This is a genomic window from Streptomyces sp. NRRL WC-3618, assembly GCF_001280005.1.
Lineage (GTDB): Bacteria > Actinomycetota > Actinomycetes > Streptomycetales > Streptomycetaceae > Streptomyces.
This window is the reverse complement of sequence record NZ_LGDW01000466.1, coordinates 1-18,383: the sequence shown is the minus strand read 5'-3', so window position 1 is coordinate 18,383 and position 18,383 is coordinate 1. Positions and strand designations below refer to the sequence as shown.

Here is an 18,383-nt window from a genome sequence, read left to right as displayed (position 1 = left end):
TGCCGGGTTTTGGGGTTGTCATGGCGTGGAGTCCAGCCTCCAAGGGTTGATGCTTCGGATTTCGAAACGCTATCATCGGCGATCGCTTCGGAAAACGAAACGAAGGGGGCCGTCGTGGCAACCACCCACCCGTGTCGCCCCCGCACCGTGCGCTGCGGAATCCCACGATCACCGTCGCCCACTCGGAGATGGAGACCAGATGACCCCGACACAGTTTCCCTCGGCTGCGGCACGAACCGCCGTCGCCGCCGCCCTGGCCGAGGACGCCTCGGGGAACGACATCACCACCGCGTGGAGTGTTCCCGAAGGCCTGGCGGCCACGGCCGAAGTCCGCACCCGGCAGAGCGGCATTGCCGCCGGCCTCCCCGTGGTCGTCGAGGTCTTCGCGCAGGTCGATCCCGAGGTCGAGATCGAGGTGAGCGTCGCCGACGGCGCCCGGATGACCGACGGCGACGTCCTGTTGCGCCTGTCCGGTCCGGCGCGCAGCCTGATCACCGGCGAACGCACGGCGCTGAACTTCCTGCAGCGCCTGTGCGGCATCGCGACACTGACCGATCGCTACGTCCAGGCCGTGGCCACGACCAGGACCCGCGTTCTGGACACCCGCAAGACGGCACCGGGCCTGCGTGCCCTCGACAAGTACGCGGTGACCGTCGGCGGTGGCCGCAACCACCGGCTCAACCTCGCGGCGATGGTCCTGCTCAAGGAGAACCACATCGCCGCGGCGGGCGGGGTGACCGCAGCGATCGAGGCGGTCCGCCGCGGAATGGCGCGTACTGGGAAGACGGTGGAGGTCGATGTCGAAGTGCAGACCGTGGCAGAAGCTACTGAGGCGCTCGATGCCGGGGCCCGCTGGATCATGCTCGACAACATGCCGTTGGCCGCCATCGAGCAGGTGGTGAAGATCCGGGCCGGACGGGCCGACGCTCCCGGGATCCTGCTGGAGGCCTCGGGCACCGTCCGCCTGGACAGTGCCCGCGCCATCGCCGAAACGGGCGTCGACCTCATCTCGGTCGGAGCGTTGACACACAGCGCGCCCGCGCTCGACCTGACGATGCTGCTGACCACCGGCCCGGTGCCATGCCCGATGTAGCGATCGTCGACGCGTGTCAGCGACAGCGCGGGGGTGGCAGCCCGACTGCCGTTCTGGACGACACGTCGCTGACCGACGAGGAACGATGCCGTGTTCCCACGGAGTTGGGAACGTCGCACGCCGTCTTCCTCCGCGCGACCGGAACCGAGCGCGCCCATCCGTCGTACGCCCTCCGGTTCTTCACCGCCGCAGGCGAACTGCCCGCCTGCGGCCACGGCACCGTCGCCGCCCTCGCGCTGCTCGCCGAACGCGAAGGCGGCGACGACTACCGCGTCGTCCTGCGGACGACCCACCGCAGCTTCGACGGCCGGGCGACCCTAAACGGTGACAGCCTGACAGCATCGTTCGATCCAGGCCCGGTCAGCCTGAGTGACGCCCGAGGGCCCGAACTGGAGGCGATCGCGCACGGCCTCGGACTGCCCAAGGACGCAGTCGCCGGGGACGCCTGCGTGGCGTCGAACGGGCGGCAGAGGCTTCTGTTGCCCGTCCGGTCCCGCGCCGTGCTGGCCGAACTCACCCCGGACTTCGCCCTGCTGCGTGCAGCCTGCGACCGCCACGGCCTGCTGGGCTGCTACGCCTACTCGCTCCCGGACCGGCACGGCCGGGCGGCGGCCCGGATGTTCGCACCGTCGATCGGAGTTCCCGAGGACATCGCCAACGCCAACAGCACGGCCTGCCTGGCCGCGCACGCGGCCGGATCCGGCACGGACCGCCTCATGGTCGACATGGGCGACCACCTCGGCTGCCCGTCGACCATCACAGCAACCGTTCACCACGACGGCGTGGAGCACCGAATCCGGGTCGGCGGCCAAGCGACGATCGCGCGAACGGTCGTGCGCTGAGGCCTGTGGCACGCAGGGCCGGTCAGGCCGCGTGCCGAGCAGCGCCGCCCACGGGCTGTCGGCCGGTGCGGCCAGGACGAAGCGTTCGTGAGGTACGTCGGGCGGGACCGGACGCCAGGCCATTCCCCCTCGGCGCCGACGGTGTTCTGGGGCGGCAGCGCGACCAGGTTCGGGCTGCTCCGCAGGTGGCGGTACAGGGCGTGGTTGTGGCCGTCGACGATCCGCAGACGGGGCGTAGCCCAGCCCCGTTCGGCCAGGTGCCCCGGGACACCCTCGGAGATTCGGATCGGCTTGCCGAGAGATCAGGCCGCAGCCGGGAGCAGTTGGTGGCTGCCGTACGGGCCTGGCGGCTCGGTGGCCCGGCCGCGTTGTCGGTCCTCGATGAGGAGGGGAAGGTCGGGGCGAGCAGCTCGCACGCGCGCGTGCCGCGCTCGACGCGGCCTGGGTAGAGGACGAGCGGCCGGCGCTGCGGGCGACACGCAACCGGTGGACGGACGTCGGCGCGAGCCGCCAGTTTGTGGCTGGGGCATGGACGGCCGCTGGTGGCCGTACCGGAAGCAGAGCGACCGCTGAGTGCCCGCCGGAGGGGCGGGGCGGGACCCGGCCACCGCACTGGCCTCGATGGAGCACATGACCATGGAGGAGCTTGCATAGGAACTCCTCGGTCCGCCGGAACCGCACGTCAAGGGCGCGGCGAGTTTCCGGGAGTCGGAGTCGAGGCGGGCGGCCAGAGGACGAAGGCGGCCCTCTTCAGGGCGGCGTCCGGCGCTTAACCGCCCTTGAGTTCGGTCACCTTGACGACCTCGGCGTCGTGCGGACCGTCGCACGCGCGCTTCGCAGCGTGTCCGGGATCGGCGCCAGCGGTGTCGAAGCAGTCGCCCGTTCGCAGCGTGTACTACCGCACTTCGTCGCCGGCCAGCGGAATGAGCGACTCCAGGTCGCTCGGGAACTCGCTCGGCAGATCCGTGGGGAAACCGGACGGAAGGCTGGACGGAAGGCTGGTGGGGAGCCGGGACGGCAACGCGGGCAGGCTGGTGGGGAATTTGGTGGGCAGTGCGGTCGGGACGCTGAACGACGGATCGGGCGTACCGCTCGAACTCCGGCTGCTCCCGGGCGGCTTCGTCCCCGGCGTGTCATCGCCACCGGACACCATGAGCACCACGGCGACGACGGCTCCGACCACGACGATCGCGGTGATCAGGATGAACAGAGGGCTCGGACGCCTGCCCGGCCCCCGGTGTCCGCCCGGGCCGTCGGACGGTTGGGGCGGCTCCGGTGGCAGCCAGCCACCCCCACCCTGCGTGGGCGGCCAGTCGCCTCCTGGAGGAGGGCCGTAGCCCCCGCTTCCGTGGCCTCCCCCAGCGGGCGGACCGAAACCTCCGGGAGGTGGCCCGAAGCCACCGCCCGGAGGCGGATCGCCCCCTGGCGGCCCAGGCGGCTGAGGCGGTACGGGCGGCATGGCCATACCGTCAAGAGTCGCCGCGGACCGGTCAGCATGCGAGCCCCATGCGGAAGTTGATACGGACTCATGCCATGGAGCGCATGATTCCGGAGCAATCCGTACGGAGAGCGGTCACAAGGGATCAATCACAGCTCAGTTGTTCACAGCAGCGGATCCGGGACGCCCGTCGGAGACGGGCGTCCCGGTACGCGACTCAGCCGCGAGCCCCCAGCAGATGGTCCATGGCCAGCTGGTCGAGCTGCTCGAAGGCCATCCCGCGCGTGGCCGCCGCGTCCACGTCGAACTCCTCGAAGGCCGAGCGGTCCGCGAGCAGGCTCTGCAGGCCGTCCGCCGCCGTCTGCTGCGCCAGCTCGTCCAGACGCGAGGCACGCAGGGCCGCCTGGACCTCCGGGTCGGCGCGGAAGGCGGCGGAACGCTCCTTCAGGATGAGGTAGTTGCGCATGCAGCCGGCCGCCGAGGCCCACACACCGTCGAGGTCCTCGGTCCGCGGCGGCTTGAAGTCGAAGTGCTTCGGGCCCGCGTAACCGGCGCTCTCCAGGAGGTCGACCAGCCAGAAGGCGGACCGCAGGTCGCCGGCGCCGAAGCGCAGGTCCTGGTCGTACTTGATGCCGGACTGGCCATTGAGGTCGATGTGGAAGAGCTTGCCCGCCCACAGGGCCTGGGCGATGCCGTGCGGGAAGTTCAGCCCGGCCATCTGCTCGTGCCCGACCTCGGGGTTGACGCCGTACATCTCCGGGCGCTCCAGGCGCTCGATGAACGCCAGGGCGTGGCCGACCGTCGGCAGCAGGATGTCGCCGCGCGGCTCGTTCGGCTTGGGCTCGATCGCGAACTTCAGGTCGTAGCCCTGCGAGACCACGTACTCGCCGAGGAGGTCGAAGGCCTCCTTCATGCGGTCCAGCGCGACGCGTACGTCCTTGGCGGCGCCGGACTCGGCGCCTTCCCGGCCGCCCCAGGCGACGTAGATCTCGGCGCCCAGCTCGGCCGCCAGGTCGATGTTGCGGATCGTCTTGCGCAGCGCGTAGCGGCGCACGTCACGGTCGTTGGCGGTGAACGCGCCGTCCTTGAAGACGGGGTGCGTGAAGAGGTTGGTGGTGGCCATCGGGACGCGCATACCGGTCGCGTCGAGGGCCTGGCGGAAGCGCTTGATGTGCGACTCGCGCTCGGTGTCCGAGGACCCGAAGGGGATCAGGTCGTCGTCGTGGAAGGTCACTCCGTGGGCACCGAGCTCGGACAGGCGCTGCACCGTCTCGACCGGGTCGAGCGCCCGGCGGGTGGCGTCGCCGAACGGGTCCCGTCCCTGCCAGCCGACGGTCCACAGGCCGAAGGTGAACCTGTCATCGGGGGTGGGCTGGTAGTTCATGCCGCGGCTCCTTGCGTTTGCTCCGACTATTTCGTCATGGCGGTTTACAAATTAGTATGCGGAAGCATCTCTGGGAAGAGACAACTTGTCCATGAGCAGAGACTGAGGGTGGGAACGGGTCCCCGCGACCCGTGCAGGCACCGGAAAACACCAGGCAGATCCCGCGGAGCCGCGGAAGAGGGAGAGCTCGATGTCAGCAGCCGAGGGTCCGCTCGTTGTCGGCGTGGACACGTCGACCCAGTCCACCAAGGCGTTGGTCGTCGACGTGGCCACCGGTCAGGTCGTGGCGAGCGGCCAGGCGTCGCACACCGTCACCACCGGGGCGGGGCGCGAGAGCGACCCGCGGCAGTGGTGGAACGCCCTGTGCGAGGCGCTGAGCCAATGCGGTGACGCGGCCCGCGAAGCCGCCGCCGTGTCGATCGGCGGTCAGCAGCACGGCCTCGTCACGCTGGACGCCCACGGTGAGCCGGTCCGCCCCGCGCTGCTGTGGAACGACGTGCGCTCGGCGCCGCAGGCCGATCGACTGATCGAGGAACTCGGCGGCGCGAAGGCGTGGGCGGAGCGCACCGGAAGCGTGCCCGGCGCCTCCTTCACGGTCACGAAGTGGGCCTGGCTGGCCGAGCACGAGCCGGAGGCGGTCCGTGCCGTCAAGGCTGTACGGCTCCCCCACGACTACCTCACCGAGCGCCTCACGGGCCAGGGCACCACCGACCGCGGCGACGCCTCCGGCACCGGCTGGTGGGCGTCGGGGACGGAGGCGTACGACACGGAGGTGCTCGCGCACGTGGGGCTCGACCCCGCGCTGCTGCCTCGGGTGGTCCGGCCGGGTGAAGTGGCCGGGACCGTCCGCGACGGCCACGACCTGCCCTTCTCGAAGGGCACCCTGGTCGCCGCGGGCACCGGCGACAACGCCGCCGCGGCACTTGGCCTCGGGCTGCGCCCCGGCACTCCGGTACTGAGTCTCGGCACGTCAGGCACGGTGTACGCCGTCTCGACGCACCGGCCGGCCGACCCGACGGGGACTGTCGCGGGCTTCGCCGACGCACGCGGCGACTGGCTGCCGCTGGCCTGCACCCTCAACTGCACCCTCGCCGTCGACCGCGTCGCGGCCCTCCTCGGTCTGGACCGCGAGGCCGTCGAACCCGGTACGGGCGTCACGCTGCTGCCCTACCTGGACGGGGAACGAACCCCGAACCTGCCGGGTGCCTCGGGGCTGCTGCATGGGCTGCGCCACGACACGACCGGCGGACAGTTGCTCCAGGCCGCGTACGACGGGGCGGTGCACTCGCTGCTCGGCGCCCTCGATCTGGTACTCGACGCGGACGCGGACCGCTCGGCACCGCTGCTGCTGATCGGCGGCGGCGCGCGCGGCAGGGCCTGGCAGCAGACCGTACGCCGGCTTTCCGGGCGGCCGGTCCAGGTGCCCGAGGCCAAGGAACTGGTCGCTCTTGGCGCCGCTGCACAGGCGGCGGGGCTACTGACCGGCGAGGACCCGGCCGCGGTGGCCCGCCGATGGGACACGGCCCGGGGGCCGGTCCTGGACGCGGTGGAGCGGGACCAGGCGACGCTGGACCGGATCTCCGAGGTACTCTCCGACGCATCGCCGTTGCTGGGTCGGGGGACGGACGCCGGCTGACGGCCGAGGGCCATACACGCACCGACGAAGCCGAACCGACATCCACCCGTACGTCCGCTACAGGAAGCCGCCGTACGTACGTACGTGCACGGATGTCGGCTCACGGACACCCATTGAGGACTGACGGAGGCATGAGCGCACCGCTGCACGAGGCCCGTCCGCCCGGCGCCGGCTCCCTGCTGCCCGACAACCAGCAGGGCATGCGCCGCCGCAACCTCGCGCGCGTGATGCACACCGTCAGCGCCGAGGGGCCGCTCTCCCGTGCCGGGGTCGCCTCACGCATTGGACTGACCAGGGCAGCGGTGTCGACGCTCGTGGACGAGCTGATCCGCTCGGGGCTGATCGAAGAGCTGGGCCCCGAGCGGCCCGGCCGGGTGGGGCGCCCCGGGTCCGCACTCGCGGTGAGCGGGCGTGGCCCGGCCGGGATCGGCGCGGAGGTCGGTGTCGACCATCTCGCGGTCTGCGCGGTCGATCTGCGGGGCGAGGTGCGGGCACGCGCCGTGCGCCACGGCACGAACCGCGGGCGCTCCCCCGAACCCGTGATCGAGGAACTGACCGAGCTGGTACGGAAGGTGATCACCCAGACGGAAGGTGAGGGCCTGTGGCCGGCCGGCCTCGCGGTCGCCGTGCCAGGGCTCGTGGCCCGCGACGGGCGGACGGTCGTCCGCGCCCCCAACCTCGACTGGCACGACACGGATCTCGGCGCGCTGCTGCCCGCCGAGCTCCCACTGACCGTGGACAACGAGGCCAACCTCGGCGCGCTGGCGGAACTCTGGCTCGGAGACGGCACGCCACCCGACTTCCTGCATGTGTCGGCCGAGATCGGTATCGGCGCGGCGGTGGTCGTGGACGGACGGCTGCTGCGGGGAACTCGGGGATTCGCGGGCGAGTTGGGCCATGTGCCGGTCCGTCCGGAGGGTCCGGAGTGCGCGTGCGGCGGTCGCGGGTGCCTGGAGCAGTACGCGGGTGAGGAGGCGGTGCTGCGGGCGGCGGGCGTCGAGCCGGGCGAGGACCGTGTCGGACTGCTCGCGGAGCGCGCCGCCCGGGGCGACATGGACGTACGGCGGGCCCTGGACGGGGCGGGCACGGCGCTCGGCATCGCGCTGACCGGGGCGGTCAATCTGCTGGACCCCGAGACGGTCGTACTGGGCGGTGCGCTGTCCGGGCTCGCGCCGTGGCTGCTGCCGTCGCTGGAAGCGGAACTGGACCGGCGTACGGCGGGCCCCGCCTGCGCGGTGTCGGTGTCGCGGCTGGGACCCGAGGGCCCGCTGCTGGGCGCCGCGCACTCGGTGGTGCGGGCGGTGCTGGACGATCCGGGGGCGGTGGCGGGACGGGGCTGAGCGGGCCCCGACCGGCTTCGATCCGCCGCACAGCGAGCCACCTCACTCATTGGGGTGAGCGAGTTATCCACAATCGCTCGGTCATCCACCGAAATTCATGGGCGTTCCCCGCCTGTTCGCGAAGCGTCGTAGCGTGATCCACGTGAGGCCCGGCCGTCGTGGCGACGGTCGGTGCGAACCACGTCCATCGACCTTTCGCAGAACGGAGTTGGGAGAGATGAGCGACCTCAGGACCGGCGGTGCCGTCATCCGGTCGACCCCGTCGAAACGGTTGTCCGGGCCCCTCCCTCGGGCGACGATGTCACCAGCCGCATCGCCCTCCAGGAGGCCCAGTTGACCGATCCATGGGTGGCCCTGGAACCGGGGGCCGATCCCGTCGAGCGGGTTCGGGTGCTGCGCCGCGCGCACGAGACGTTCACCGAGGCGGGGACGGTGACACGACCGGTGCGTACCGTGGTGGCGGACTCCTGGAGACGCTCCGCCCGGGCCGGTGTGGGGCCGGACGGCACAGCGAGCGTGGAACTGGTGGACGGTGACCTCGGCGCCTACCGTGCCGAGCATCCGCTGGCCCGCGTGATGCCTCTGTTCCGTGAGCTCATGGGCACCTTCGCCGCGGATGGCGAGCATCTGCTCGCGGTGTGCGACGCGCAGGGCAGGCTGCTCTGGGTCGAGGGGCATGCCGCGACCATGCGGCAGGCGGGCCGGATCAACTTCGTACCGGGGGCCCGCTGGGCGGAGTCGGCGGTGGGGACGAACGCGCCGGGTACGGCGGTCGCCGTGGACCGGCCGGTGCAGGTGTTCGCGGCCGAGCACTTCATCCGGCAGGTGCAGCCGTGGACGTGCGCGGCGGCTCCGGTGCACGATCCGCGCACGGGGCGAGTACTCGGCGCCGTGGACATCACCGGCCGGAACAAGCTCGCGCATCCGCACAGCCTCGGGTTCGTGCAGGCGGTGGCCCGGGCCGCCGAGTCACAGCTGGCACTGCTCACCCCGGTCGGCCCCGTCCCGGACACCCTCGAACTGACCGCGCTGGGCCGGGACGAGGCTCAACTGCTGGCCGCCGGGCGGGCGTTGCGGCTCAGCCGTCGGCACAGCGAGCTTCTCGTCCTGCTCGCCCGCCACCCGGAAGGGCTGACCGGGGACGAGCTGTTGTGCGCGCTGTACGAGGACGAGTCGGTGACACCGGTGACGCTGCGCGCCGAACTGGCCCGGCTGCGCCGCGTCCTGGCTCCCGGATTGCTGGCCTCGCGCCCGTACCGGCTGACGGTGCCGGTCGAGTCGGACATCGCCGTGGTGGAGCGTTCAGTTGAGACCGGTGCGGTGACGACGGCGGTGCGGGCGTATACGGGACCGCTGCTGCCCGGTTCGCGGGCACCGGCGGTGGCCCGGCTGCGGCGCAGGCTCGCCGACGGCCTGCGCACCGCGCTCGTCGCCCGCCGAGACCCGGATCTGCTGTCCGACTGGGCCCACGCGCCGTGGGGCGAGGACGACCTCGACGTATGGCGCGCGCTCGCGGCAGTGCGACCTACAGCGGCTGTACGGGCACGCCTGAACGAGTTGGAGTCGGAGCAGGCGGCGCCCCAGGGTTGGGCGCATCAGGCCGCCCGGCGCTGAAGGGACGCCGGCGCCGACACCCGGGGGCAGGTCCCGTGGCTCACTCGAGCGTCCGGCACTCCGGGGCCCCGGCGCCTGCGCCCTCGTACGCATCACGCGCCCCTGCCTGATCCCGCACGCACTCCGCCGCCGGGAGTCCGTGCGCAACCTGCCTGCAACCTCGCCGCTTCTAGCCTCGCGGCGAGAGCGGCCCAACGGCGGGCGGCTCTGCTGAAGGAGGCAAGCCAGCATGACCCGTTACGCGGCGCCCGGCACCGACGGCGCGATCGTCTCCTACCAGGCGCGCTACGACCACTTCATCGGCGGCGAGTACGTGCCGCCGGCCCGGGGGCAGTACTTCGAGAACCCGAGTCCGGTGAACGGGCAGCCGTTCACGGAGATCGCGCGGGGCACCGCCGAGGACGTGGAACTCGCGCTCGACGCCGCGCACGCGGCGGCACCGGCGTGGGGCCGTACATCGGCGACCGAGCGGTCCACCATCCTCCTGAAGATCGCCGACCGGATGGAGGCGAACCTCGAGGCACTGGCGGTCGCCGAGAGCTGGGAGAACGGCAAGCCGGTACGGGAGACGCTCGCCGCCGATATCCCGCTCGCCATCGACCACTTCCGCTACTTCGCGGGCGCGATCCGGGCGCAGGAGGGGTCGCTCGGTGAACTCGACGACGACACGGTGGCGTACCACTTCCATGAGCCGCTCGGTGTGGTCGCGCAGATCATCCCGTGGAACTTCCCCATCCTGATGGCGGTCTGGAAGCTGGCTCCCGCGCTCGCTGCGGGTAACGCGATCGTGATCAAGCCCGCCGAGCAGACGCCAGCCTCCCTCCACTACTGGATGAGCCTGATCTCCGACCTGCTGCCGGCCGGTGTCGTGAACATCGTCAACGGCTTCGGGGTGGAGGCCGGCAAGCCGCTCGCGTCCAGTGCGCGGGTGGCGAAGGTGGCGTTCACGGGTGAGACCACGACCGGGCGGCTGATCATGCAGTACGCCTCGGAGAACATCAAGCCGGTGACACTGGAGCTGGGCGGCAAGTCGCCGAACATCTTCTTCGACGACGTGTGGGCGGCGGACGACGACTTCCGTGACAAGGCGCTCGAAGGCTTCACCATGTTCGCGCTCAACCAGGGCGAGGTGTGCACCTGCCCGTCCCGGGCACTGATCCAGCGCGGCAACTACGCCGATTTCCTCCAGGCCGCGGTCGCCCGCACCGAACTCATCAAGCCGGGTCACCCACTCGACACGGACACGATGATCGGCGCGCAGGCCTCGAACGACCAGTTGGAGAAGATCCTCTCGTATATGGACATCGGCCGGCAGGAGGGGGCGAGGATCCTCACGGGTGGCGAACGCATCGATTACGACGGTGAGTTGAAGGGCGGGTACTACGTCCAGCCGACCATCTTCGAGGGGAACAACCGGATGCGGATCTTCCAGGAGGAGATCTTCGGTCCGGTGGTGTCCGTGACGTCGTTCGACGACTTCGACGACGCGATCAAAACAGCCAACGACACGCTGTACGGCCTCGGGGCGGGCGTGTGGACCCGCGACATGAACACCGCGTACCGGGCTGGCCGGGCGATCCAGGCGGGCCGAGTGTGGACGAACTGCTATCACGCGTATCCGGCACACGCGGCGTTCGGTGGCTACAAGCAGTCCGGGATCGGCCGTGAGACGCACAAGATGATGCTGGAGCACTATCAGCAGACGAAGAATCTGCTGGTGTCGTATTCGCCGAAGAAGCTCGGCTTCTTCTAGGAGCACGAAAAGAGGCGCCTGACCTGGGCTTTCACCCGTCAGGCGCCTCTCCCCCAGCCCGCTCTCGACCGAGCCCGGCTTGCGTACTAACTCCCAATTCCTCCCACAGCTGCACCCCTCCTGACCAGTTCTTCCGGACCAGTCACGGACCAAACCCCGGTTCAGCCCTCGGGTGCTTCACCTTGGCTGACGCGCTGCCACTCGTTCATGGACTGCTCGATGAGGCGGTTCGCCTGCTCTCGAAGGCCGTCGAGGAACTTGGCGTAGTACCGGAAGAGAACCTCGACGCTCTGGCCGGCGCGGCGGGCGCATTCGGCCGGGTCCACTCCGGAGTAGAGCCAGAACGAGATCCCGGCGTGCCGCGAGCGCGAAGCTGAGCGCGTCGATGGCCAGCCCCCAGCCGGGGCCGACCGCGGCGACCAGTACGCCGCCCAGCGAGGCGCCCGTGATCATCGCGCTGCTGCCCGCGATCCGTGCAGATCGCGGCGGACGCGGGCCTGGGCGATGACGGCGGCGTCCTTGGCGTCGGTCTTTCCCTCGCCGCGGTAGCCCTCGGAGGCACGGTGGATGGCCCGGCCGGAGATGTAGCGCACCGGCTGACCGTGATTGGTCAGGATCGCGATGGCCAGGGCGGCTCCGCCGTCTGCCAGGTCGATGCCCCAGGTCACCTCGTCGCCCAAGGCCACGACATCGCCGAGGAGTTCGAGCAGCTCGGGTTCGTCATGGGTGACGCGTCGCGACAGCAGCCGACGGCCGCCCTCGTCGATTGCGACGCAGTGATGGTGAGTCTTGCCGGCATCGATGCCGGCCCAAATCGCGGTCACGTGGCGCCTCCGTGCGGTGTGCTGCTGGTGCCTCCCGACGGACGACCTCGCTGTCGATTCCCTACGGAGCGACCATTCGCAATTCCTAATTGGCAACCGAGTCGTCGTGGGGTGTCGGGCGGCCAATCCGGGCAAGCCACAAGTGGCAGAAGCGTGAAACCCACACCCCGCACCTCTGGGCGGGTCAACCATACGAAGGGCTCACCGCGTCCCGCAGAACAACGTAGGGAAGCGTGACGCTTCCGCGAACGCCGCCCCCCGAACACCATCAGGCAGCAAACTCACCCTCACGGCCTTCGTCTCGGTCACGTGCACCTTGGTCGGAGCACAGGATCAGACGAAGGCCGCCCCCACGTCCGGCGAATCCGCAGGTGAACGATCTAGTTCGACGGACGATTCGAGCCGCGCAACATGAACTGCGGGATGGCTACGCTTCGGGCTCCGGATCGGCCCTCAGGTAGCGACCCCAGATCTGGGCCTTGCGATAGGGACCATCCCCGCCGCTGTCGTGGTGCGGCGTGTCGAAGGTGACCCAGTAGAGCAACTCGCCATTGAGCGCATGGGCATGCTCGTTGGGTTCGGGTGCGCCCATGGCATCGATCGTCCCAGCAAACTCGCCCTGCCAAGGACCGTCCCAGTCCTGGGCGCGAACGACCGTGACCCGGCTGCCCGGTGCCAGTGCACCCGTCGGCCATGTCTGCCTCAAGGGACGACCGAGGATGTGCTGAGAGGAGGCGTTCGCCTCGCTCGTCGACCACCACGCAGTGGTGGTGTTCCTTGCCGATGTCCACTCCGGCCCAGATCTGGGGCACGGGTCACCTCCGCCAGCTCGTCGTCACACACGGACCCGCAGACGACCTCGCCGACGTTGTCCTACACAGCGATCGAGTCGCGTATCCCAATGAGCGGTCGAGTCGTCGCGGGGCTCCGGGCGGCCAAGTTCTTTGAGCCATCGAACGGCGACAAGCTCACAGCCATACCCAAAACCCCCGGGCCCGCTGATCTTACGAAGGGCCAGCTCAGACCCACGCTTGGAAGGTAGGACAAGCTTACGAAATCAGGCGAAAAACGCACGCTTCGAATCACGCTCCCCGCCAGTTCCACCGAGTGCCGATACCTAGCCGTGATCTCGCAGACGGCAGTGTGACTGTCCGGTGACACCGAACCTGGAGACGTCGTTGGGACCGTGACGCGACCGCAGGGATGGTGTGATCAGAAGTCCGAGATCCCTGGGTCACCCGCACTCGGAGCCGACCACTGTGGACCGGGCGGGGCGGGTGGGGCCGGTCTCGGGCGCTGTTTGCGGACGCGACGCGCATGCTCCAGCGTCAACGCCGCCGGGACACCGGCCAGGAGGAGGGAGAACCCCACCGGGAGCACCCCCGCCCACAGCGTCGGTGAGACGTACGCGGTGCCGGACGTGCCGTCCACCAACCACGCACGGACCGGCTGCGAGCGGATGTCGCCCTTGACGGTGACATCGAACGACGAGTTGCCGTCGTCTGAGGTGAAAGTCCCCGAACAGGACGTCGACGTTCCCGCGTTGGCGACGGTGTTGTCATGCGTCCGGCAGCGGACTTCGGTCACGGTCCCGGGCTCGCCCCACAGCGCCGCCCGCAGTTCTCCGGTGAAGTTCGCCAGCACGACGTAGGCCAGAAGCAACCCGACCAGGCAGGCCAGCGCCAGCCACCACTCGGGTCCGTCCTGCTCCGGTTGCCCGTCCAGAACGTCCGCACCCTCGCCCATCCCCCACCCCCGGGTCGCCGACGGACCTCCATGGTGACTGCTCTGGAGCACCCGGGGAAGCCCGTGTGCGCACCACCTCCATCCTGGCAAGTTGACGGAACGTGGTGACCTGGGCGATCCGCTGAAGCAGAGACGTCACGCCGAATCGGTCCAACTGCAATGGCAAACGGTCCAGGTTCAGCGTCAGAGGACACTGGCCCGCCTGGGTGGGCCAAAAGCGGAACCGGACCATGGCACCGCGTCGCTGTCGCGCTGTACGCGTTCTCCACGGCATGGAGCTTGTACTCGAAGAGACCACGGTGACCATCAAGGTCCTGTCCGTGGGCAGCAAGCGGATGTCGAAGGCCATCTACAGCCAGTTGCCCCGGCGCAGCCCCTTGAGCAGTCACGACTGCACGGTGCAGGGCAAGCTCTGGGGAATCGTGGTCGACCCCAAGTGCTGCCACCGCATGCACGCGGACGGCCGGGAGCACTGGCACGTCGTCTACGAGCAGGATGGCGAGCTGGCGGTGTGGTGGCGATGGCAGGGGGCGGAGAACGCTCCTTACAACCTGATCGGAGGTTGCACACCGCCAGGAAGGAGCACCACGCCGCCGCACAGCGGGCTGCTTCCACGCCGCGCATGCCCGCACACATCAAGGTCCCCAACTTCGCTGCCGAGGCAGCCGCGACGGCTGAGAAGGAGTTGGGAGCCGCCGAAGAGGCCCTGGAGCAACTGTGTGACCAGAGTGCCCAGGATCTGTATGCCAATGTGGTCGCGGACGTTCTCCGAATCAGGCAGGCCCGGGAGAACTACGCCGTGGTGCTGGAGAAGGTCGAGCAGCTGCCTCAACTCTTCCTGGGCGCGTGAGCCGGGCCGAATGGCAACGCGGGTGGATAAGCGTTGCCACCAGGTGACTATCCGAGCCAGACGACTGGGGAAGAGGCAGTGTTCCAGCCCTGCACTATTCGGTGTCCTGGCAGACAGGTAGTCTGCCAGGGCCTGCGGTGACAGCCTCGCCTGGCCAGGCCGCGTCGCTCACGGGCGGGCTCCGAGCACGTCCTCCAGGGCGACGTCGTTGGAGTCGTCTCCTGCTCGATCAGCCTGCAGACCCGGACCGGCTGCGCCACCATGCCCCGCACCAGACGGAACAGATCGATCGGACAGGTAGGCACTGTTGCTCGCCATGTTATCCGTGCACCGGGCGGATGAATTGTTACATCGAGGCGTGACCGACATCATCAGAGTCCGGTCGGCGACCGCCGCAGATGCTGCAACCATCGCTCGGTTTCAGCAAGACATACAACCTGACCCAGGCCGACACCCGGGCCGGCCACACCCCAGCACGCTGTCAGGCACTCACGCAGCCAACAACGTGACAGCGCCGCACCGGCACCACGCCGGGCAAGCCGCTTCTGCAACCGCTCGAACGCGAGGCGGCCCGCACATCGATGCCGACTGCATGCCCGACACCGACCGGAGCGTCGGCATCGACCTCGGCCTGACACACTTCGCCGTCCTCGCCGACGGCACGAAGATCGACTCCCCCAGGTTCCTGCGCCGCGCCGAGAAAAGGAATGCGTCTGCGGTCGCCCGCTGTGGCAGCGATTGAACGACAACTGTCGCTCGTTGGACGTGCAGTTCGATGCCGGTGGAAGTGAACTGGTCAGTTCCATTGACGCGCTCCTGGCTGAAACCTATCTTTCGATCGCAGTTTGAAGTTCACAGTTCCGCACATTGTTCGAAATATCGGACTACGGCCGTCGAAGGGGACAGTACGTGTTCCGCACCCGCGCCACTGGTCCACCGTTCCACGCTCTGGCGAAGAAGCCTCCGGCAGGAGACCCACATACCCGTGGTTCCCCTGCGGCTGGCGGCGATATCTCCCGCCGTCGGCCTGCTCTTCCATCCCAGACCGTCGCTACCCGAGCGGGCTGCTGCGAAGCCGCGGATCCAGACAGCCGCCGCACGGAGGCCGAATCCGACAGGTGGCTCCGGCCGCGCGGTTCGCCTGACTGCCGCGTGTCAACCGTCGACGCCGCGGCCACGGAAAGGCCCAGGCTCCTCGTCCACGCCATCGAGAAGCCGAACGCAGACTTGCTTCCGCCCTGAGCGCTCCGCGCTTGACGGGCTACAACGCTCCCCTTCCTACCGATAGCAGGAGTACGAGGATGAAAAACTCACCGTCCCACCGGGACGAATCAAGATCAACCGGCAGATTGCCCGTGATCACTCACGCGGACGGGACGCCAACCGGGCGGATTTCGCTGCGGCGCCGGATCAGCCGCGCGGGCAGTGCCCTGACCGCCATGGTCATGATGATCACCGGCCTGCTCCTCACCGGCTCCCCGGCGCGGGCGGACAACCCCATAGACATGGACCGGTTCGTGGCGGACCCGTCGGCACATGTCTTCGACGGGCGCATGTACATCTACGCCACCGACGACTCCGACAACAGCGGTACGTACTGGGACTCCAAGGACTGGCGCTCGTACTCCTCCGCCGACGGGGTGACCTGGACCGACCACGGACAGGTCTTCGACCTCAGCGGCTTCAGCTGGGCCAAGAGTCTGGCCTGGGCGCCTGCCGCCGCGCAGCGAAACGGCTTCTACTACCTGTACCTGCCGACGGACCGCAACAAGATCGGTGTCGCCCGCAGCACCTCGCCCACCTCCGGGTTCACTGACGTACGCGGCACCCCCCTCATCGACACCTCGCGCGACGCGAACACCGGAGTAGAGCCCATCGACCCGATGACGTTCATCGACGACGACGGACAGGCATACCTGTACTTCGGCAGCAGCCGCCAGCCCAAGGTCGTCCGGCTCAACTCGGACATGATGTCGACCAGCGGCCCCATCATGAACGTCACGGTCAACGGTGCTCCCGGCCAGGGCTTCGCCGAAGCCCCCTGGATGCACAAGCGCAACGGGCTCTACTACTTCTCGTTCTCGACCGGCTGGCCGGGACAGATCCAGTACGCGACCGCTACCAGCCCGCTCGGTCCTTTCACCTACCGGGGTGTCGCGCTCGACTACGTCAACGTGAACACCAACCACTCGTCCATCCTGCAGTTCAACAACAAGTGGTACATGGTCTACGCGAAGAAGGCTCTTGAGGGCGGAGGCAACGTCCGCCGGTCGATCGCCGTGGATTACCTGCACTACAACGACGACGGCACCATCAAAACGGTGGTCCAGACGGCCGTCGGGACCGCGGGGCCGGAGGGCCCGTACGAGAAGATCACCGGCCGTGACAGCGGCAAGGTCCTGGATGTCAGGAGCAACAGCACCGCCGACGGCGCCGCCATCATCCAGTGGTCGAGCTCGGCCCTGGCCGCGAACCAGCACTGGTTCTTCCGTGACGCGGGCAACGGCTACTACAACATGGTCAACCGCAACAGCGGAAAGTGCCTCGACGTCCAGAGCGCGAGCAAGACGGACGGCGCCGCCGTCATCCAGTGGACCTGCACCGGCGGCACCAACCAGCAGTGGTCCCTGACCAACGTCGGCGACCACGTGCAACTGGTGGCGCGGCACAGCGGGAAGTGCCTCGACGTCAGGAGCGGGAGCACCGCCGACGGCGCGGCGATCATCCAGTGGACCTGCACCGGCGCCACGAACCAGCAGTGGACCAGAACCACCGTGTGACCTTCCCCAGGCCACGACCATCGGCCGGAGGGCTGACCTGCTGTGCCGACGCACGCAGGTGAGCCCTCCGGTCACTCCACAGGTCCGCACATCAGCCACCATCGTCGGCTCAATGAAGTTCATGGTGTGGCTGCGCTACTCGCCCAGCCAGCTGGGCGCTGGAAGACCCCGACGGTATGGGCCGGGGATGAAGCCGGTGCGGGGCGAGCGGGGATGCGCGGTGTCGGTGGGCGCGGCGCCGCGGTCGGCGCTGGGACAGCTGTACGAGCTGGCGGACAGGCCGGATCTGCCGGAGGAGGCGAAGGGCGAGGAGACGGGCCTGTACTACCGGCTGCGGACCGGCATCGTTTGCAGGAGCCGCAGGTGAAGGCCGACCGGGCCTCGGACGACGAGCTGGCGGCGATATTCCTGGCGGGCCGCAGCGCCCGGGACCGGCTGGTCGTGCTCCTGCACTCCGGGTGGGCTGCGGCGGGGCCAGGTGGCGGGTCCGCGCCGCAGCGACTGTCATCTGTTGTTCGCCCAGGACGCCACCTTCCACAAGACCGTCGGGCTCGCCGACCCGCCCTGGTCGTCGTTCCGCTCGAACAGGCACTCACGCACCCAACAACGTGACAGCGCCTCCCCGAGGCCGCCCGTGACGGACGATCACGTGCTAACGATCTCCCGCCCGACCAGCACAGGTACCCCGCCGAGACATCACACCAGCCCTGCTGACCAGCAGGAGTCAGGATGGTGGATCTTCATTCCGGGCTCGGGTCCGGGTTTCGTTTCACTCGAAACCGGTCCGCGACAGAGGTGCCGGTGTGGTCGTGGGCATGTAGAAACGGGTTTCTTGCGGTGCCTGGTTGTTGAGGCCGGTCACGAGCAGGGAGACCCGTTCTCCGTAGGTGCCCCGTTCGTTCCGGCGGCCTTCTCGGCGGAAGGGTCGGTCACGGCCCAGCGGGTGTGGCGACCGTGCCGCGCGTGGAGTGGGCGAGCAGCTTGGTCACCAGCTCGCGCAGGATCAGCCGCTCGATGACGGTGAGCGGTTCCATCAGGTCAGCGGTCATCTGCGGGACGTGCGCGGCGAGGGCACGCTCCAGC

At 69.3% G+C, this 18,383-nt stretch carries 14 protein-coding genes and 3 pseudogenes; 11 read left to right on the top strand and 6 right to left on the bottom strand.

Annotated features, from left to right (window positions below; translation table 11 throughout):
• Positions 1-199: 199 nt before the first annotated feature.
• From nadC to ADL01_RS46875, 3 genes and pseudogenes are all read left to right on the top strand, one after another.
• Complete coding sequence (gene nadC / locus ADL01_RS34065; RefSeq protein WP_053745912.1) at positions 200-1,093, top strand: carboxylating nicotinate-nucleotide diphosphorylase; 894 nt, start codon at positions 200-202, stop codon at positions 1,091-1,093.
• Positions 1,081-1,935 (top strand): PhzF family phenazine biosynthesis protein, encoded by an 855-nt coding sequence (locus tag ADL01_RS34060; RefSeq protein ID WP_053745911.1) that lies wholly within the window; start codon positions 1,081-1,083, stop codon positions 1,933-1,935. The genes nadC and ADL01_RS34060 overlap by 13 nt, the downstream gene beginning before the upstream one ends.
• Before the next feature lie 281 nt (positions 1,936-2,216).
• Positions 2,217-2,505: pseudogene (locus tag ADL01_RS46875) on the top strand (SWF or SNF family helicase); the annotation flags it as partial.
• A gap of 325 nt (positions 2,506-2,830) precedes the next feature.
• Here ADL01_RS46875 and ADL01_RS34055 read toward each other — a convergent pair.
• Entirely contained in the window at positions 2,831-3,118 is a 288-nt protein-coding gene (locus tag ADL01_RS34055) for a hypothetical protein (protein WP_234354887.1), read from the bottom strand.
• Between the two features lie 472 nt (positions 3,119-3,590).
• Entirely contained in the window at positions 3,591-4,757 is a 1,167-nt protein-coding gene (xylA, locus tag ADL01_RS34050) for a xylose isomerase (RefSeq protein ID WP_053745910.1), read from the bottom strand.
• 190 nt (positions 4,758-4,947) lie between these two features.
• On the opposite strand from xylA, the gene xylB reads away from it, so the two are divergent.
• The 4 genes from xylB (at position 4,948) to ADL01_RS34030 (ending at position 11,100) form a co-directional block, all read left to right on the top strand.
• Positions 4,948-6,393 (top strand): xylulokinase, encoded by a 1,446-nt coding sequence (gene xylB, locus ADL01_RS34045; RefSeq protein ID WP_053745909.1) that lies wholly within the window; start codon positions 4,948-4,950, stop codon positions 6,391-6,393.
• Positions 6,394-6,524: 131 nt separating this feature from the next.
• Positions 6,525-7,733: an ROK family transcriptional regulator gene (locus ADL01_RS34040; RefSeq protein ID WP_053745908.1), complete on the top strand. Its 1,209-nt coding sequence runs from the start codon at positions 6,525-6,527 to the stop codon at positions 7,731-7,733.
• A gap of 333 nt (positions 7,734-8,066) precedes the next feature.
• Positions 8,067-9,347: a GAF domain-containing protein gene (locus ADL01_RS34035; protein WP_053745907.1), complete on the top strand. Its 1,281-nt coding sequence runs from the start codon at positions 8,067-8,069 to the stop codon at positions 9,345-9,347.
• Between the two features lie 229 nt (positions 9,348-9,576).
• Positions 9,577-11,100, top strand: coding sequence for an aldehyde dehydrogenase family protein (locus ADL01_RS34030; protein WP_053745906.1), 1,524 nt, complete (start codon positions 9,577-9,579; stop codon positions 11,098-11,100).
• 161 nt (positions 11,101-11,261) lie between these two features.
• On the opposite strand, the gene ADL01_RS34025 is transcribed toward ADL01_RS34030, so the two are convergent.
• From ADL01_RS34025 to ADL01_RS34010, 4 genes and pseudogenes are all read right to left on the bottom strand, one after another.
• On the bottom strand, positions 11,262-11,426 hold the full coding sequence (locus tag ADL01_RS34025) for an integrase (RefSeq protein ID WP_107091073.1): 165 nt from the start codon (positions 11,424-11,426) through the stop codon (positions 11,262-11,264).
• Between the two features lie 138 nt (positions 11,427-11,564).
• Positions 11,565-11,924: pseudogene (locus ADL01_RS34020) on the bottom strand (IS110 family transposase); the annotation flags it as partial.
• A gap of 427 nt (positions 11,925-12,351) precedes the next feature.
• Positions 12,352-12,516 carry a hypothetical protein gene (locus ADL01_RS46870; protein ID WP_234354889.1) on the bottom strand — a complete coding sequence of 55 codons (165 nt, stop codon included), beginning with the start codon at positions 12,514-12,516 and terminating at the stop codon, positions 12,352-12,354.
• A gap of 620 nt (positions 12,517-13,136) precedes the next feature.
• Positions 13,137-13,670 (bottom strand): hypothetical protein, encoded by a 534-nt coding sequence (locus ADL01_RS34010; protein ID WP_053745902.1) that lies wholly within the window; start codon positions 13,668-13,670, stop codon positions 13,137-13,139.
• A gap of 622 nt (positions 13,671-14,292) precedes the next feature.
• Between ADL01_RS34010 and ADL01_RS34005 the strand changes: the two genes are divergently transcribed.
• The 4 genes and pseudogenes from ADL01_RS34005 (at position 14,293) to ADL01_RS33995 (ending at position 17,667) form a co-directional block, all read left to right on the top strand.
• The gene (locus ADL01_RS34005; protein WP_159049714.1) at positions 14,293-14,520 is read left to right on the top strand and encodes a hypothetical protein; all 228 of its coding nucleotides are present in this window, start codon (positions 14,293-14,295) and stop codon (positions 14,518-14,520) included.
• Positions 14,521-15,115: 595 nt separating this feature from the next.
• Positions 15,116-15,226, top strand: a pseudogene (locus ADL01_RS44185) (RNA-guided endonuclease TnpB family protein); the annotation flags it as partial.
• A gap of 649 nt (positions 15,227-15,875) precedes the next feature.
• On the top strand, positions 15,876-17,300 hold the full coding sequence (locus ADL01_RS34000) for an RICIN domain-containing protein (RefSeq protein WP_159049713.1): 1,425 nt from the start codon (positions 15,876-15,878) through the stop codon (positions 17,298-17,300).
• A gap of 112 nt (positions 17,301-17,412) precedes the next feature.
• Positions 17,413-17,667 carry a hypothetical protein gene (locus ADL01_RS33995; protein ID WP_159049712.1) on the top strand — a complete coding sequence of 85 codons (255 nt, stop codon included), beginning with the start codon at positions 17,413-17,415 and terminating at the stop codon, positions 17,665-17,667.
• The last annotated feature ends 716 nt before the right edge of the window (positions 17,668-18,383 follow it).

Bases quoted from the DNA above. Each gene is read 5' to 3' on its own strand.
- nadC (WP_053745912.1), top strand. From the start codon at position 200: ATGACCCCGACACAGTTTCCCTCGGCTGCGGCACGAACCGCCGTCGCC.
- ADL01_RS34060 (WP_053745911.1), top strand. From the start codon at position 1,081: ATGCCCGATGTAGCGATCGTCGACGCGTGTCAGCGACAGCGCGGGGGT.
- xylA (WP_053745910.1), bottom strand. From the start codon at position 4,757: ATGAACTACCAGCCCACCCCCGATGACAGGTTCACCTTCGGCCTGTGG.
- xylB (WP_053745909.1), top strand. From the start codon at position 4,948: ATGTCAGCAGCCGAGGGTCCGCTCGTTGTCGGCGTGGACACGTCGACC.
- ADL01_RS34040 (WP_053745908.1), top strand. From the start codon at position 6,525: ATGAGCGCACCGCTGCACGAGGCCCGTCCGCCCGGCGCCGGCTCCCTG.
- ADL01_RS34030 (WP_053745906.1), top strand. From the start codon at position 9,577: ATGACCCGTTACGCGGCGCCCGGCACCGACGGCGCGATCGTCTCCTAC.
- ADL01_RS46870 (WP_234354889.1), bottom strand. From the start codon at position 12,516: ATGGGCGCACCCGAACCCAACGAGCATGCCCATGCGCTCAATGGCGAG.
- ADL01_RS34010 (WP_053745902.1), bottom strand. From the start codon at position 13,670: ATGGGCGAGGGTGCGGACGTTCTGGACGGGCAACCGGAGCAGGACGGA.
- ADL01_RS34005 (WP_159049714.1), top strand. From the start codon at position 14,293: ATGCCCGCACACATCAAGGTCCCCAACTTCGCTGCCGAGGCAGCCGCG.
- ADL01_RS33995 (WP_159049712.1), top strand. From the start codon at position 17,413: ATGAAGTTCATGGTGTGGCTGCGCTACTCGCCCAGCCAGCTGGGCGCT.